This is a genomic window from Streptomyces sp. NPDC051582, assembly GCF_040681715.1.
Classification (GTDB): domain Bacteria; phylum Actinomycetota; class Actinomycetes; order Streptomycetales; family Streptomycetaceae; genus Streptomyces.
Genome location: NZ_JBFAZJ010000032.1, coordinates 20,663 through 35,705 on the forward strand (window position 1 = coordinate 20,663; position 15,043 = coordinate 35,705).

General features: G+C 72.6%; 13 protein-coding genes and 3 pseudogenes. 7 read left to right on the forward strand and 9 right to left on the reverse strand.

Annotated elements, in window-relative coordinates:
• Window positions 1-4: 4 nt before the first annotated feature.
• Together AB0M92_RS31750 and AB0M92_RS31755 are read right to left on the reverse strand one after the other, a co-directional pair.
• Window positions 5-601, reverse strand: a complete 597-nt coding sequence (locus AB0M92_RS31750; RefSeq protein WP_366105781.1) for an NAD(P)-binding domain-containing protein — start codon at window positions 599-601, stop codon at window positions 5-7.
• Between the two features lie 54 nt (window positions 602-655).
• The gene (locus AB0M92_RS31755; RefSeq protein ID WP_366105782.1) at window positions 656-1,474 is read right to left on the reverse strand and encodes a 3'(2'),5'-bisphosphate nucleotidase CysQ; all 819 of its coding nucleotides are present in this window, start codon (window positions 1,472-1,474) and stop codon (window positions 656-658) included.
• Window positions 1,475-1,691: 217 nt separating this feature from the next.
• Here AB0M92_RS31755 and AB0M92_RS31760 point away from each other — a divergent pair.
• A pseudogene (locus tag AB0M92_RS31760) lies at window positions 1,692-1,814 on the forward strand (LysR family transcriptional regulator); the annotation flags it as partial.
• 205 nt (window positions 1,815-2,019) lie between these two features.
• Complete coding sequence (locus AB0M92_RS31765; protein WP_366105783.1) at window positions 2,020-2,634, forward strand: hypothetical protein; 615 nt, start codon at window positions 2,020-2,022, stop codon at window positions 2,632-2,634.
• 60 nt (window positions 2,635-2,694) lie between these two features.
• Here AB0M92_RS31765 and AB0M92_RS31770 read toward each other — a convergent pair whose 3' ends face one another.
• The 4 genes and pseudogenes from AB0M92_RS31770 to AB0M92_RS31785 all read right to left on the reverse strand — a co-directional run.
• A complete protein-coding gene (locus AB0M92_RS31770) occupies window positions 2,695-4,059 on the reverse strand; it encodes an NAD(P)/FAD-dependent oxidoreductase (RefSeq protein WP_366105784.1) in 1,365 nt (454 codons plus the stop codon).
• A gap of 148 nt (window positions 4,060-4,207) precedes the next feature.
• Entirely contained in the window at window positions 4,208-4,600 is a 393-nt protein-coding gene (locus tag AB0M92_RS31775; RefSeq protein ID WP_366105785.1) for a hypothetical protein, read from the reverse strand.
• A 150-nt stretch (window positions 4,601-4,750) separates the two neighbouring features.
• Window positions 4,751-5,161: pseudogene (locus AB0M92_RS31780) on the reverse strand (arsenate reductase ArsC); the annotation flags it as partial.
• A 30-nt stretch (window positions 5,162-5,191) separates the two neighbouring features.
• Window positions 5,192-5,521 (reverse strand): annotated as a pseudogene (locus tag AB0M92_RS31785) (metalloregulator ArsR/SmtB family transcription factor); the annotation flags it as partial.
• Between the two features lie 115 nt (window positions 5,522-5,636).
• On the opposite strand from AB0M92_RS31785, the gene AB0M92_RS31790 reads away from it, so the two are divergent.
• On the forward strand, window positions 5,637-6,998 hold the full coding sequence (locus AB0M92_RS31790) for an NAD(P)-binding protein (RefSeq protein ID WP_366105786.1): 1,362 nt from the start codon (window positions 5,637-5,639) through the stop codon (window positions 6,996-6,998).
• Between the two features lie 152 nt (window positions 6,999-7,150).
• On the opposite strand, the gene AB0M92_RS31795 is transcribed toward AB0M92_RS31790, so the two are convergent.
• Window positions 7,151-7,801, reverse strand: coding sequence for a dihydrofolate reductase family protein (locus tag AB0M92_RS31795; RefSeq protein ID WP_366105787.1), 651 nt, complete (start codon window positions 7,799-7,801; stop codon window positions 7,151-7,153).
• A 184-nt stretch (window positions 7,802-7,985) separates the two neighbouring features.
• Window positions 7,986-9,263, reverse strand: coding sequence for a HEAT repeat domain-containing protein (locus AB0M92_RS31800; RefSeq protein ID WP_366105788.1), 1,278 nt, complete (start codon window positions 9,261-9,263; stop codon window positions 7,986-7,988).
• Between the two features lie 156 nt (window positions 9,264-9,419).
• Here AB0M92_RS31800 and AB0M92_RS31805 point away from each other — a divergent pair, with 156 nt between their 5' ends.
• The 3 genes from AB0M92_RS31805 to AB0M92_RS31815 are packed head-to-tail and all read left to right on the forward strand — an operon-like array spanning window position 9,420 to window position 12,972.
• The gene (locus tag AB0M92_RS31805) at window positions 9,420-11,192 is read left to right on the forward strand and encodes a diacylglycerol kinase family protein (protein ID WP_366105789.1); all 1,773 of its coding nucleotides are present in this window, start codon (window positions 9,420-9,422) and stop codon (window positions 11,190-11,192) included.
• Window positions 11,193-11,236: 44 nt separating this feature from the next.
• Window positions 11,237-12,229 carry a YihY/virulence factor BrkB family protein gene (locus AB0M92_RS31810; protein WP_366105790.1) on the forward strand — a complete coding sequence of 331 codons (993 nt, stop codon included), beginning with the start codon at window positions 11,237-11,239 and terminating at the stop codon, window positions 12,227-12,229.
• Complete coding sequence (locus AB0M92_RS31815; protein WP_366105791.1) at window positions 12,226-12,972, forward strand: phosphatase PAP2 family protein; 747 nt, start codon at window positions 12,226-12,228, stop codon at window positions 12,970-12,972. Before AB0M92_RS31810 ends, AB0M92_RS31815 begins: the two co-directional genes overlap by 4 nt.
• 107 nt (window positions 12,973-13,079) lie before the next feature.
• Here AB0M92_RS31815 and AB0M92_RS31820 read toward each other — a convergent pair whose 3' ends face one another.
• Window positions 13,080-13,814: an SDR family oxidoreductase gene (locus tag AB0M92_RS31820; protein WP_366105792.1), complete on the reverse strand. Its 735-nt coding sequence runs from the start codon at window positions 13,812-13,814 to the stop codon at window positions 13,080-13,082.
• A 142-nt stretch (window positions 13,815-13,956) separates the two neighbouring features.
• On the opposite strand from AB0M92_RS31820, the gene AB0M92_RS31825 reads away from it, so the two are divergent.
• Entirely contained in the window at window positions 13,957-14,874 is a 918-nt protein-coding gene (locus AB0M92_RS31825) for a helix-turn-helix transcriptional regulator (RefSeq protein WP_366105793.1), read from the forward strand.
• Window positions 14,875-15,043: the final 169 nt, after the last annotated feature.

Sequence of the window (15,043 nt, forward strand, 5' to 3'; positions counted from 1 at the left end):
CGGATCAGCGGGCGATCGAGATCGCGAAGGGCGCGAATCCGCCTGCCCGGATCACGTGCGGTACGAACAGGATCGCGGCCTCGGTGGCGCGGGCGGTCCGGATCCCGCCGAGGTCGGCGATCCACTCCTTCTTCCAGCCGAGGTCGACGAGCAGCTCGTGGACGGTCTGCTTGGCCAGCGGGTCCTCGCCGGAGAGGAACACGGTGGGCGGCTGGGAGAGCATCGCCGGCGCGGTCATGACCGGGAAGAGCATGGTGTTGAGGGTCTTGACGACGTGCGTTTCGGGGAGGGCTTCCTGAAGTTGCTCGGCGAGGCTCGATCCGGGGTGGATCAGGTCGGCGGGGAGGCCGTCCGGTCCGTCGGTCGTGGCGTTGGAGACGTCCACGAGGATCTTGCCGCGCAGTTCGGCGCGCAGGGCGGCGAGGCGGTCCAGTGAGCCGGCGCCCGGGGTGGCGTTGATGACGATCCGGGCTCCCCGGGCAGCGTCTGCGGCGGCGCCCGGCGTACGGTCCGCCACCGTCACCTCGTGTCCCGCCCGGGTGAGGGCTGCGGCCAGATTGCCGCCGACGCGGCCGTTCCCGAGAACTGCGATCGTGGTCATGATGGGGTGTTCCTTCCGTACGTGCAGGCTGTGGTGCGGGTCAGTGGGAGAGGGTCAGCGGGAGAGGGTGGCGACGGCCTGGGCGTGAACGGCGGGCGCGGCGGCCAGGAAGCTCTTGCTCTGCAAGGTCCAGGGGCGGCCTTCGGCGTCGGAGATGCGGCCGCCGGCCTCGGTGACGAGGAGCGCCCCGGGCAGCAGGTCCGCGCGGGCGCCGGAGAACTGCCAGAAAGCGTCGGTCCGGCCTGCGGCCACGTTCGCCAGGTGCAGGGTCGCGGGCACGGAGGTGCGGACGACGAGCGCGTCGAAGAGCATCGCGGTGACCGAGGAGCCGACGCGCCGCACGACTTCCCCGTCCTCGTCCGGCCGCGCCTGGCTGGTGGCCACGATGCTCAGACCCAGGTCCGCCGTTTCTGAGACCCGAAGCGGCCGCCCGTCCAGGTACGCACCCGCGCCGGCGAGCGCCGTGTAGGTCTCGCCGGTCAACGGCAGGTGAACCACCGTCAGCACCGGCTCGTTCTCCCGCACGAGCGTGGCGGTCACCGCCCACTCCGGCAGGCCGTGCAGGTGGTTGACGTTCCCCTCCGCCGGATCCACCACCCACCACTCGCCCGACGGCAGCGCCCCACCATCCAGCTCCTCCTCCACCCAGCCCGCCTCCGGACGGACAGCCGCCAGCCGCGGGCGCAGGATGTCCAACGCCGTGTCATCGTTCACCGCCAGCGCACGCATCAACTCCTCGCGCGTTCCGTAGCGGACCACCTCGCCGAAACGCTCACGCAACGCCGAACCCGCCACCCGCACGGCATCCACGGTGCGGTCCAGCAGGTCGGCATCGGCGAAGACGAGGTCAGCGCTCTGAAGCGTTTCGGACATGGAGGTGCTCCTGTCTGAGGAGGGGTGATGAGGCCGGTCGAGCCACGCTGTGCGTTCCGCCGTGCGCTCTTCCTCGAAGGTATCCAGCCCTACGATTAACAACAACTGCATGTAAGGCACGCCTAGGATTACTCGCATGCAATGGGACTGAACCCGCTCACCGCACTCGACGCACTCCTGGAAGAGGGCAGCGTGGCCGGGGCAGCCGCACGATGACCCACTCGAACCGCCGTCGGTATCGATCCACCTGTCGTGGCATCAGCGCTGCGACACCGATCACGCCCACACCTGGCTGCGAGGGCCGGCGCGAACCGCTCTGGCCGCGTGCGGAGCGTCGTAACGTCCGGGGCGAACCCCGCCGGGTGCGCGGTCGCGGAGACCGCCACGGAACAAACCGACCGGCTGTCGCCGCCGTTGTCGCCACGGTCCCGTGACTCCCAGGTCCGCGGCCGGGAAGACCACTGCCGGCAGGCGTAAAATCAGAGGCCTCGGGAGCGGACCGATTCCTGAAGGGGAACATGATGATGCCCCGGAACCGAGGACGTGTGCTCGCTGCGCTCTCAGCGCCCCTACTGGCCGTCCTGGCGGTCTCGCCGGCCCTCGCGGCCTCCGCACCGGCCCCCGGGCGCGCCCCCTCCGGGTCGGCCGCGGCAGCTCCGGAGCCGCCGTGCCACCTCCTGGGGCGCGGCCCCGGGGACGCCTACCACAAGGGCTGTCGAGTCGGGTACCTCCTGGGCAAGGCGGCCGGACAGAAGACCGGCAGCCCTCCGATCTGCCAGAAACTGCCGCCGCCCCTGTCCCCCGTGAATCCCAACGAGTACGAGCGGGGCAAGACCCAGGGGTACCACACCGGTTACGACGAGGGGTTCAACAAGGCCTACCCGGTCAATTGCAACAAGCCTCCGGAGCCGCCGAAGAAGCCGGACGCTCCGCCGCCCCAGCAGCAGACCCCCGACACCATGTTCGCCTCGGGCAAGGCGTCCGGGGAGGGGTGGGGGCGGGAGGACGCCAAGCAGTGCAACCCGCCGACGCGCGCCCACTCGGACCTGGTGCCTCCCAGCCAGCCGAACACTCTGATCCTGGCCTACCAGAACGGCTACCGCCTCGGCTACCAGACCGCCTACGACGAGGCGTTCCGCGACAACTGCCTCAAGCCCTGAGCCCTGACCAACCGGGCATCCGCTCCTCCCACCCTCCGCCTGCGCACCCTCGCCGGACCGTCAGCCTCCGTCGGCCGCCGTGCGGGCCCGCACCTCCTCCGGGGTGAGGTAGTGGTCCGTGTACTCGAAGTCGCGCAGCGTCCCCGGCTTGTACGTCTGGAAGCCGGTCCGGACGAAGTCGTCACCGGCCACGGCGTTCAGCAGCCAGTTCGTCATCACCCGGGTCTTCGCGGCCCCGGTGCGCAGCGCCGCCCAGTGGTATCCGCGGGCCACGGCCTGGGCCGGCATCCCGCGCAAGTCGATGCCGAGGGGGCGCGAGACGCCGTCGCGGCCGCCGAGGTCCACGACCAGTCCGAGGTCCTTGTGCACGTACGGACGCAGCGGCGTGCCCCGCAGGGTGGCGACGACGTTGTCGGCGGCGACCGTGCCCTGGCGCGCCGCGTGCTGCGCGGTGGGCGGGCACACGGTGCCGTCCCCGCCGCCGGCGAGGTCGGGCACCGCGGCCGCGTCACCGAGCGCGAACGCGCCGTCCGCCCCCGGCACCCGGAGGTCAGCAGCGACGACGAGCCGGCCGCTCTTCGCGGTCTCGGCGCCCAGTGTGGCGATGAGCGGGCTCGCGGCGACGCCGGCAGTCCAGATGAGGGTGCGGCAGGGCAGCACACGCCCGTCGGTGAGGGTGACGTCCTCGGGGCCCGCCTTGGCGACGGAGGCACCGAGCGAGACCTCGATCCCCCGGCGGCGCAGCACGTCGAGGGCTGCCCGGCCCAGCCGGTCACCGAGCTCGGGCATCAACTTCGGTGCCAGGTCCACCAGATGCCAGCTGATCTCGCGCCGGTCGAGCCGGGGGTAGCGGCCGACGGCGTTCGTGGTGAGCCGCTGCAGGGAGGCGGCCGTCTCGGTGCCCGCGTAGCCGCCGCCCACCACGACGAAGCCGAGACGTGAGGCCCGTTCCGCCGAGCCGGGTGCGGCGGCGTCGGCGAGGTCGAGCTGGGCGATCACGTGATCGCGCAGGTGGGCCGCCTCCGCCAGCGTTTTCATGCCGCGGCCGTGCTCGACCAGACCCGGGATGTCGAAGGTGCGGGTCACGCTCCCCGGTGCGAGCACCAGGTAGTCGTACGGCTGGTCCACCAGCTCCCCGGTGATCTTCCGGATGACGCAGATCTTGGCCCGGGTGTCGACGCCCACCGCCCCGCCGGGCACGATCTGGGTCCGGTGGCGGCGGCTGCGGCGCAGCGACACCGCCACGGACTGGGGGGTGAGCACCCCGGACGCCACCTGCGGCAGCAGGGGCAGGTAGAGCTGGTAGGAGAACGGAGTGACGAGCAGGATCTCCGCCTCCCCGGGTGACAGCGTCCGCTCCAGGCGGCGTACGCAGGAGACGCCGGCGAAGCCCGCGCCGACCACTACGATCCTCCGTCGTGCCATGGTGTCCGTCCCTTCTCGGGTGTACGGGTCTCCCGCACGCTTTCCCCCACAGGCCGTTCCATGCACGCGGATGCGAGTCGGACGTCATCAACCCGCCATCCTCCTGCTCGGCTTCGTCGAGCAGGAGCGTGACATCGTCCGAACGGGCTCAGGCTCGCGTCGGGTCCCCGGGAATGGCGTGCACCTCGACGGGGTCATTGCCGGGCTTCCCGCCCGGGCCGGGGCATGCCGACGCCCGTGCGGCGATCTCCAGGGCCCGGTCCTCGCTCGCGACGTCGACCAGCCAGTAGCCGGCCAGGATGGGTCCCGGCTGCGCCGGACCGTCGCTCACCTGCGGCCGTCCGTCGCTCGCGGCCCGCACCGTCTTGACCTGCGAGGGTCCTCCGAGACCTTGCCCGTCCACCCACTCCCCGGCGGCCGTGAGCTCCGCGTTCAGGGCGTTCATGTGGGCGAACATGGCCTGCATGTCGTCCTCGGAGTAGGAGGACATGACGGCGTCCCACTGGTCGGCCGGCACGTTCATCTGGATCATGTACCTCATGGTCTTCACCCTTTCGGGGCGGCTACGGCGGATTGTCGTTCCTACGGGAAGGCAGACCTCGGCCGACCGCGAAACTCATCGGCGCTCGGCCGTGTCGTGCAGCAGCGCCTCGGTTGCCACCCGGGGGCCGGCGGAGCGCGGGACGGCGCACGCGGTGGGTTCCGGGGCGATTTCAGCGATCAGGCCTTCGACCATGATCTTGATCTGGTCGCGGATGGGGCGGACGGCTTCGACGCCCTGCCCGGCGGGGTCTTCGAGTTTCCAGTCGAGGTAGCGCTTGCCCGGGAAGACGGGGCAGGTGTCGCCGCAGCCCATGGTGATGCACACGTCGGAGGCCCGCACGGCGTCGACGGTGAGGATCTTGGGAGTTTCGGCGGACATGTCGATGCCGACCTCGCGCATCGCCTCGACCGCGGCCGGGTTGACGCCGTCGGCGGGTGCGGATCCCGCGGAGCGGACCTCGATGCGGTCGCCGGCGAGGTGGCTGAGCCAGGCGGCGGCCATCTGGGAGCGGCCCGCGTTGTGGACGCACACGAACAGCACGGACGGCTTGGCGGTCATGGCGAGGAGCTGCCCCATGGCGGCCAGGACCGCGGGCTCCACCCGGTAGTACACCCACGTTCCGCGCCTCTCGGAGGAGAGCAGTCCGGCGTCCTTGAGCTTCTTCAGGTGGTGGGAGACGGTCGGCTGGGACACGCCGACGTCGGAGATGTCGCACACGCACGCCTCCCCGCCCTCGTGCGAGGCCACGAGGGAGAACAGCCTCAGGCGCACCGGGTCGCCGAGCGCCCTGAACATGATCGCGGTCCGCTCGGCCTCCTCGGCCGTCAGCGGGCGCTCGGACAAGGGCGGGCAGCACAAGCCCGAGGCCCCGGCCCCGGCCTTGTCCTCCAGCAACGGCAGCGTCTTCACAGTGGCCATGCCCCCATCATCCGCTCGACATCGATGAATGTCTATGTTGACGGACGTCGATGCAAGGTGCAGGCTGAAGCCGTCAGGACATCGACAATCGTCGAATCAACCGGGGAGCACCGCCGTGAACGGATCCACCGAAGCCCTGCCCGTCCTCGTCATCGGAGCGGGCCCCGTCGGCCTGGCCGCGGCAGCGCACCTCATCGACCGCGGCATGGAGCCCCTGATCCTGGAAGCCGGCCCGACCGCGGCCGGCGCCGTGCGCGATTGGGCCCACGTCCGCCTCTTCTCCACCTGGGGCGAGGTCGTCGACCCGGCCGCCCAAAGGCTCCTGGCGCCCACCGCCTGGGTCGGGCCCGACCCGGCCTCCTACCCGTCCGGCAAGGAGTGGACCGACCTCTACCTCCAGCCCCTCGCCGACCTCTTCGGCGACAAGGTCCGCTACGACGCCCGCGTCACCGGCGTCTCCCGCGCCGGTCGCGACCGCATCGTCGACGCCGACCGTGAGGCTCAGCCCTTCCTCGTCCACTACGAGGGCGCGGACGGACACCAGGGGCGCGTCCTCGCTCGGGCCGTCATCGACGCCTCCGGCACCTGGTCCACCCCCGGTCCCGCCGGCGGCAGCGGACTCGCCGCCCTCGGCGAGAAGTCCGCCGCCGACCGGATCGCCTACCGCGTCCCCGACCTGAAGGACCCGACCGCCCGCGCCCGGTACGCGGGCAAGCGCACCGCCGTGATCGGGTCGGGCGCCTCGGCCTTCACCGCGCTCGCCCACCTCGCCGCCCTCGCCGGGGACGAGGACGGCAAGGGTACTCGTGCGTTGTGGATCCTTCGCCGGGGCATCTCCGGCTCCACCTTCGGCGGCGGTGACGCCGACCAGCTCCCCGCTCGCGGCGCCCTCGGCCTCGCCGCGAAGGCGGCCGTCGACAAGGGGTACGCGGACGCCGTCACCGGGTTCCGCACCGACACCGTCGAACGAGACGCCGGCGGACGGCTCGTCCTCAGCGGGGATGACGGCCGCCGGCTTGACCCCGTCGACGAGGTCATCGCCCTCACCGGTTTCCGCCCCGACCTGACCTTCCTCGACGAACTCCGCCTCGACCTGGACGAGCGCCTCCAGGCTCCGGTCGCGCTCGCCCCACTGATCGACCCGAACCAGCACTCCTGCGGCACCGTTTACCCGCACGGCGTGCGCGAGCTCTCGCACCCGGAGAAGGACGTCTACCTCGTCGGCATGAAGTCCTACGGCCGCGCCCCCACCTTCCTCGCCATGACCGGCTACGAACAGGTCCGCTCCATCGCCGCCCATCTCGCCGGCGACCACGAGGCCGCCGAACGCGTCGAACTCACCCTCCCCGAAACCGGAGTCTGCGCAGGCGCCGGCCTCTTCGACGACCCCGCGCCCGCACAGGAGACCGGTGGCGGCTGCTGCGCCGCCCCGGCCACCCTCACCCTCGGCGCGGCACCCGGCTCAGCCGGCTGCTGACCGCACTCGGGGGCAGGCATCGGGGCTGCGGACACACCCGGACCGGCGAGGGCGCCACACCTGTTGCGCCGCTCCGTGCCGAGCACGCCCTGAACCCGGCCGAGCGGGCTCCGGGAGCCGGAGGAACCGGCCGGGCCGGCCGCGAGGTCCGGTCACCTTCGCCAGAACAGGTGGTGCGTCACGCCGCTCGGGCTGGGCACGACCTCCAGGTGGTACCGGTCGAGCAGCTCATCGGGGGACTCCCACAGTCGTACTCCGGACCCGAATTTCAACGGCGAGACCGCCACGTGCATCGTGTCGACGAGGCCGGCGTCGAGGAACTGGCGGATGGTGGTCGCCCCGCCGCCGAGGCGGACGTCCTTGCCCTGCGCGGCCTCCAGCGCCTGCTCCAGGACCGTGGCCGGGTCGCCGTCGACGAAGTGGAACGTCGTGTCGGAGAGCGTGAACGACGGACGCCGGTGGTGGGTCATGACGAACACCGGGGTGCGGAACGGGGGCTCGTCCCCCCACCAGCCGCGCCACTCGTCGTCGTGCCAGGGCCCGCGCTGGGGCCCGAACTTGTTGCGGCCCATGATCTCGGCGCCGATGTTGCGTGCGTAGTCCCGCGTGAAGTAGTCGTCGAGACCCCGGCTCCCTCCGGGGGCGGTGCGCATGGGCCAGCTCGCGGTGGCGCCGGCCCATCCGAACAGCCTCTCGGCACCGGGGAGACCGAACGGATTCTCCAGACTCTGGTCCTCATCGGCACCCGCGCCGATCCCATCGCTTGAGACGTTGAAGTTCTGGACTCTCAGCAGCTGGGCCACTTGTTCCTCCTGGGCTGTCGACAACGCTGATGAGACTCCCCGGGCCGGGAAAACTCATCGCCGCCTCCCCACCGGTCTATCTGCTCGACTCGACCGACCAGGGCAGAACCTCGCCGCTGCCCGCCGCTGGTCACCCACCCGGGTGCTTCTCGGTCCGTGCACGACGGCAGGGAGGGCGCAGGTGTCAGCGGCCGTCGCGGCGCCACTCGTAGCGCCACACCGCGTCGAGGTAGCCCTCCTCCTCCTCGGAACCCGGCCGCGCCGGGCCGAGGAGGCGTGCCGCTTCCACGCACCGCTCGTCGTTGTGGAGGGCGAGTCCGTAGACGGCCGAGAGCCGGACCAGACGGTCCGGGTCGTCCAGCAATGCGGCCATGGCTTCCGCGAAGACGGGATCGTGGTCCCTGCCCCCGGCAACGTTGTGGCAAGCGGCCTTCCGTACCCTTGCGTCCGGATCGGCCATCAGCCGCAGCAACGCCGCGCGAGCGTCGCCGGAGAAGGCCGGCGGCGAGCCCAGGTCGCTGAACCCCCCCACCACCGCACGCCGAACCCGGGCGTCGGGATGGACCGTGTACGGCAGGAGAGCCGCCTCCGCGCGAAGGTCGCAGTGTTCTGCGAGAGCGACCAGTACCTCGGTGAGTACGGCGACGTCCGTCTCCTCGCCCGACCAGTGGATGAAGACGTCCAGGGCGGGCACCGCGTACGCGTCCTCGTCGCTGTCGTCGAACAGATGGGTCAGCCGCAGGACCTCGGCGCCGAACAGTCGGTGGGCGGGGTCCGGGTGCGTCCGCAGCGCCTCGGCGGCCGTCCAGGTCGCCTGGTCGCGCCGGTTGGCCAGCTGCATCGTGGCGCTCCCCCAGGCGGGGTGGTCCTGGCGGGCATGGGGCAAGGCGCGGTCCATCAGCCCCTCGAACGAGGTGCGGATGCCGAGCAGCTCCTCCAGGTGCGTGAGGATCGCCCCGTGCCCGTCCCGCACGCGCATGCCGCCGAGGGTGAACTCCTCGATGCTGTCGTACTGGTCTTCTTGGAGCCGGGTACGGGTGGCGGCGTCCTGGGACCCCGTGCGACGCCGCATTTCGTTCTCCACCCCTGCCTCGTGCCAGTGGCGCGCGAGGTCCCGCATGTCCTGCAGCTCGGACTCGGGGTGACGTCCCCGGATCGAGCCGTGCAGGAGCGCGTCGACCAGCGCGGGCGAACCCGATTCGACCGCCTCGCGCAGCGGCAGCAGCTCGTCGGGTGCGCACTGGGAGGGATCCGCACCGTTCTGGAGCAGCAACTGTGCGATGTGTCCGCGGTACGACCGGACCGCCAGGGCGAACGCCCGATCCCGGTCCCCGAAGTTGCCGTGATCCCGGAGCAAGGTCCTCACCAGCTCCGCGTCCCCGCCCCGGACCGCCGAGATCAGGTGGGCGTCACCGTCCCCCACGTCCTTCGTCCCCGTGCCCCCAGCCGGCTCCGTTCCCACGTCCCCACTCCCCCTCGCGTCCTGGCAGCTCGGCCGAGCTCTGCCGGACACAGTCTGCCGGAAGGGGCTGCCTGGCCGGCGGGGAGGTTCATGTGCGGCGGCGTCCGCGGGTGGCGGTGTACGCATGACCGGGCTCTACCGGGTAACACGCCGTCAATGAGCAACGCACACGACGCGGACATCAGACCCGGCCGTCTCCTTCTGCTGCTGCCCCTCCAGGCGGCGGGCGTCGCGGGCTTGGGCCTGCTGGTGACCGGCCCACTGGCCGGCCGGTGGCCGCTGTCCGCCGAGGACGGCCTCAACCGCGCTCTGGCCGCCGGGCGCGGTGTGCCCGCCACGACCTTCTCGGATGCCGCGTCCCTGCTGGCCGGCACGGGGAGCGTGATCGTGCTGACGCTTCTGGCCTGCGTCGCACTGCTGTGCGTGCCCCACGCGCCCCGGTGGCGCGAGGCGGCGTTCCTGGCGGTCTCCGTCGCCGCGCAGTCCGCCGTGTTCGTGCTCGTCACGATGGTGGTGGAGCGGCCCCGGCCCGATGTGCCCCACCTGGACGGGGCGCCGCCGACGTCCAGTTTCCCCTCCGGGCACGTCGGGGCCTCCGTGGCGCTCTTCGGGGGTCTGGCGGTGCTCGCGGCGGCACGGCTGCGCGGTGCCCGGCGCACCGTCGTGGTGGGTCTGCTCCTGCTGCTCCCGCTGGCCGTGGCGGGCTCCCGGGTCTACCGCGGCATGCATCACCCTTCGGACGTGGTGGCGGGGCTGCTGAACGGCGCCTGCACCCTGCTCGTCGTCGGGTACGCGCTGCTGCCGGGCACCGGGGCCGCACCCGGGCCGACGGCCCGTCGCGGTGTGCCCGCGGTGCGGCCCGGCGGGGGCGGCGGGAAGCCGTCCGGGACGCCGCGGGGCCGGGTCGTGGTGGTCCGTCACCCGCACGCGTGCGGCAGCGAGACGGCGGCGAGCGTGCGGGCCGTGCTACGCCGCCACGGGTACGCGGACCAGGTGTGGGCGCAGACCTCCGCCGACGAGCCGTGCGGCCCGCTGGCCGCGCACATGGCCGAGGCGGACACCTCGCTGGTGGTCGTGTGCGGCGGGGACGGCACGGTACGGGCCTGCGCCGAGGTGTTGGCCGGCACCGGGATCCCCCTGGCGATCGCGCCCTGCGGCACCGGCAACCTCCTGGCCCGCAATCTGGGACTGCCGTCCGATCCGGCGGCCGCGTTGCAGGGGGCGTTGTCCGGTCAGAGCGTCGGGCTCGACGTGGGCCGCGTCGACGGCGACGGCTTGACGCCGACGAGGTTCGTGGTCATGGCGGGCGCCGGTTTCGACGCGGCCATGGTGCGGGACGCCTCGGACCGGCTCAAGGAGCGCCTGGGCTGGGTCGCGTACGTCGTTGCCGCCCTGCGCCATCTGCGCGATCCCCGGATGCGGTTGTCGATCCGGCTGGACGGGGGCGCCCCGCTGGAGCGGCGGGCCCGCATGGCCGTCATCGGCAACGTCGGCTCGTTGCAGGGCGGGCTGCCGCTCCTCCCCGACGCACGGCCCGACAGCGGCCGGCTGGAGTTGGTGCTGCTGGACCCCCGCGGACCCGGTGGATGGCTGGCGGCGGCAGGTCACCTCGCCTCCCGTACGAAGAGCGGGTCGGCCCGGCCGGCTCCCGGCGGTTCCGGGCGGCGGGCGGCACACGGGGCGCTGGAGTACTTCAGCGCGGCCCGGATCGAGCTCCGCTTCGCCCGTGCCCAGCCGCGCGAGCTAGACGGTGACGCGTTCCCGGCCGGTAGGACGGTGACCGCCGAGGTCGAGCCGGGGGCGCTGCGGGTGTGCCTGCCCGCGCCCGTGCGCGACGGCACGCCGGAGGTGCCGGCGGCGGACGGTACGGAGCGCCCGGCGGTCACCGACGGGGCGCAGGGGGCGGCCGCCCTCGCCGCCGGGGACTGACCCCGTCCGCCCGCGCGAACATCCACGGAGAGGGGAGGAACGTCATGGGCACCGCCACACGGGTACCACCGCGCTGTGAAGTCGAGGCGGCCGAAGCCGAGTTGAGGACGAAGGGCGAGGAGGGCGGCGAGGACCTCTCCGGAGAGGAGGCATGGGCCGCGCTGCGCCGCCACGGCGGCTGGAACCTGGTACGGGACTCCTTCATCCGGTTCCGCTACGCCGACGGGTTCAGCCACTCCCGGGCCCTGGCCCTCCAGACGGTCCTGTCGATCCTGCCGCTCGCCATCGCGCTCATCGGCCTGTCCGGAGTACTGCACACCGAGGACATCGGGCACATGGCCGAGCTGACGATCCGCCGGATCGTCAGCGGCCCCAGCCAGGGCGTCGTGGACGACGCCCTGCGCGAGAGCCGCCGCCAGGCCGGGGACGGGGGCGAGGCGGCCCTCTGGCTCGGCCTGCTGTTCTCGATCTCCAACGTCACCACCGGCATGTGCCAGGTGGAGCGCGGCGCGAACCGCATCTACGGCGTGGAGCGCGACCGCCCGTTCCTCCACAAGTACAGCCGCGGGCTGGTCATGGCACTGCTGGCCGGGCTGCCCCTCGGGCTCGCCTTCTCGGTCACCGTCCTCGGCTCCGATCTGGGCGTGGCCATGACGGAGACCTATCATCTCGGCGCGGCCACGCACCGGGTGTGGGACGTCCTGCGCTGGCCCGCCGGGATCCTGCTGGCGGTCGCCGCCACCAGCGCCGTCTTCCGCCGCTCGCCGCGTCGTACGCAGCCGGGGTACACCTGGCTGGCGTTCGGCGCCGGCGTCTACCTGGTGCTGTGGCTCGGTGCGACCTGGGCGCTGAGCCTGTACGTCGGGGCGAGCAGTTCGTTCACGACCGTGTACGGGCCGCTCAGCGCGTTCATGTCGCTGCTGCTGTGGTCGTACCTGACCTCGCTCGCCCTCTTCCTGGGCCTGTCCTTCGCCGCGCAGCTCGAAGCCGTGCGGGCGGGGGTGACCGACCCGGTCACGAAGGATCCCGGGATATGAGCCGCCGCAAGGGGCCCGATGCCCGGTTCGGGGCGCGCCTGGCGATCACGTCGGCGGCCACCGCCGTGGCGGCCGTACCGTTCTCGCTCGCGCTGGTTCTCGTGGAGTCGCGGTGGGCTCCGTTGCACCGGCTCGACCAGGGCGCCGCCGAGCGGCTGCACCGCCATGTCCTCGGACATCCCGCCTGGGTACGGGTGTTGGAGTTCCTCACACAGGTCGTCTGGGGTCCGTTGACCATGCGCCTGCTGGTGGCCGCCGTGGTGGTGTGGCTGCTCTGGCGGCGGGCCCTGCGGCTGGCCGCCTGGGCCGCCTGCACGGCGACCACCGGGGGGCTCGTGGGCCTGCTGGCGAAGAACGTGGTCGAGCGGGCCCGGCCGCACCTGCCCGATCCCGTCGCCCACGCGCCCGGGTTCTCCTTCCCCTCCGGACACGCCATGACGGCCACCACGTCCTGCGCCGTGCTGCTGCTCGTGCTGCTCCCCCTGGTTCCGCGGGCCTGGCGGCCGCTGCCGTGGGTCCTCGCAGCGGCTTCGGTGATCGGCGTGGGGTTCACGCGGGTCGCGCTCGGCGTGCACTGGGTGAGCGACGTGGTCGGCGGCTGGCTGCTCGGCGTCGCGGTGGTCACCGCCACCGCCTTCGCCTTCGAGGCGTGGCGCAGCGACATCGGCCGCAGGCGCACCACCCCGGCCCAGGGCTTGGAGCCCGAGATCACGACGGCCGATCCCGAGCCCCCGGCAGGGTGATCGTCCGCATCCGGGGTCACCCCGCGATGACGGAACACCTTGAGGGTGGAAAACCTGACGAGTTCACCGCGGCCGGCGGAGAAGACCGTCGCAAGCGGCCGGGCCGGTCACTGCGCGCTCGCCGCAGGACGGACGACGAGCTCGTTGACGTCGACCTCCGGCGGCTGGGAAATCGCGTACGCGATGGCCTCCGCGACGGCGGAGGCGGGCAGCGCCACGGCGCGGTAGGCCTTCATGGCCTCCCTCGCCACGGGATCGGAGATGTGGTCGGCGAGTTCGGACTCGGTCACCCCCGGGGAGACGAGGGTGACCCGGATCCGGCCGTCGGACTCCTGCCGCAGCCCCTCGGAGATCGCTCGCACCGCGAACTTGGTGGCGCAGTACACGGCCGCGGTGGGCGCGACCTCGTAGGCGCCGACGGAGGCGATGTTCACGATGTGTCCGGTCCCCCGGGCGCGCATCGCGGGCAGGGCGGCGGCGATCCCGTACAGCACTCCCCGTACGTTCACGTCGATCATCAGGTCCCACTCGTCCACCGCGAGCGCATCCAGCGGGGAGAGAGGCATCACTCCGGCGTTGTTGACCATCACGTCCAGCCGTCCGTACCGCTCGCACGCCGCGGCCACGAAGTCCCGTACGTCGGTGGCGTCCGTGACGTCGAGCCGCCGGAACGCCGCGGTCCCGCCCGCCGCATTGATCTCCTCGCTCAGTGCTTCCAGCCGCTCCGTGCGCCGCGCCCCGAGGAGCAGCAGATGTCCGTCGGCGGCGAGCCGTCTGGCGGCCGCCTCCCCGATCCCGCTGCTCGCTCCGGTGATCGCCACGACCTTGGGTTCGTTCCTCATGCCTGCCCTACTCCTCGACGACGGGCGCAGGTCCGTCCTGCCCTACCGAGTCTTCGCGAGCCGAACTCGGCGGACCAGGACGCGGGTTGCCTGGGTGCGGCGCACCCAGGCAGCGCCCGTCCCCACGGCCTAACCTGTGGCCATGACCATGACCACGACCTCGACGGACCGTGCCCTCGGAGAGTTCCTCCACGCGCGCAGGGCGGCCCTGCGGCCGCAGGACGTCGGCATGGCGAGCTGCGGCGTGCGCAGGGTGGCCGGGCTGCGCCGCGAGGAGGTCGCCGTCCTGGCCGACGTCAACGTGGACTACTACGCCCGCCTGGAACAGGGCCGCGAGCGCCACCCCTCCCCGCAGGTCGTCGACGCGCTCGCGCACGCCCTGCGGCTGCGCCCGGAGGCCCACGCCCACCTGCACCGCCTGGCCGGCTCCTCGCCGGCCGACCGCCCGGCGACCGACCAGGTCGACCCGGGGCTGCTGCAACTCCTCGACGGCTTCTCCGGCTCCCCGGCGTTCGTCGTCAACTCCGCCCTGGACGTCCTGGCGGCCAACCCCGCCGCCCGGGCCCTGCATTCGCCGTTCTCGCCGGCGGACAACCTGGCCCGGATGGTCTTCCTCGACCGGGCGGCCCGGCACTTCTACACGAACTGGGACTCGGCGTCCCGGGGCACGGCGGGTCACCTGCGCGAGGCCACCGGCATCGCCCCGGACGACCCCCGCCTGCGCGACCTCGTCCGTACCCTCACGGCCCGGAGCCCGGACTTCGCCCGCCTGTGGACCACGCACGACGTACTGGCCAAGACCCAGGACGCGAAGCACCTCCACCACCCGGTGGCCGGCCCCCTGACCCTGACCTACCAGTCCTTCGACGTCCGCGCCGCCCCGGGCCAGCAGCTCATCGTCTACCAGCCGGCCCCCGGCACCCCGACGGCCCGGGCCCTCGCCCGGCTGGGCGCCGACACCCCGCCCGTTCAGCGGGCCGCGGATGGCGCAGCGACCTCCTGCGGGAACCGCGGAGGCCGCCCCGGACAAGAAGTGACGGGCGGACCGGCGCACCCGTAACGGCGCCACGCGCGATGCGATCGGTGCAACACCGGTGACGCGACCACGTCGTCGAACTCACCGTCGTCGAAGGGCAGCAGGTCGCGCAGGTCGACCACGTGCAGCCCTGCGTCTTCGTCGGCTCGGCCCCCGCGGGGGGTACGCGGGCCCGGAATGCGGCCTGGTGGGC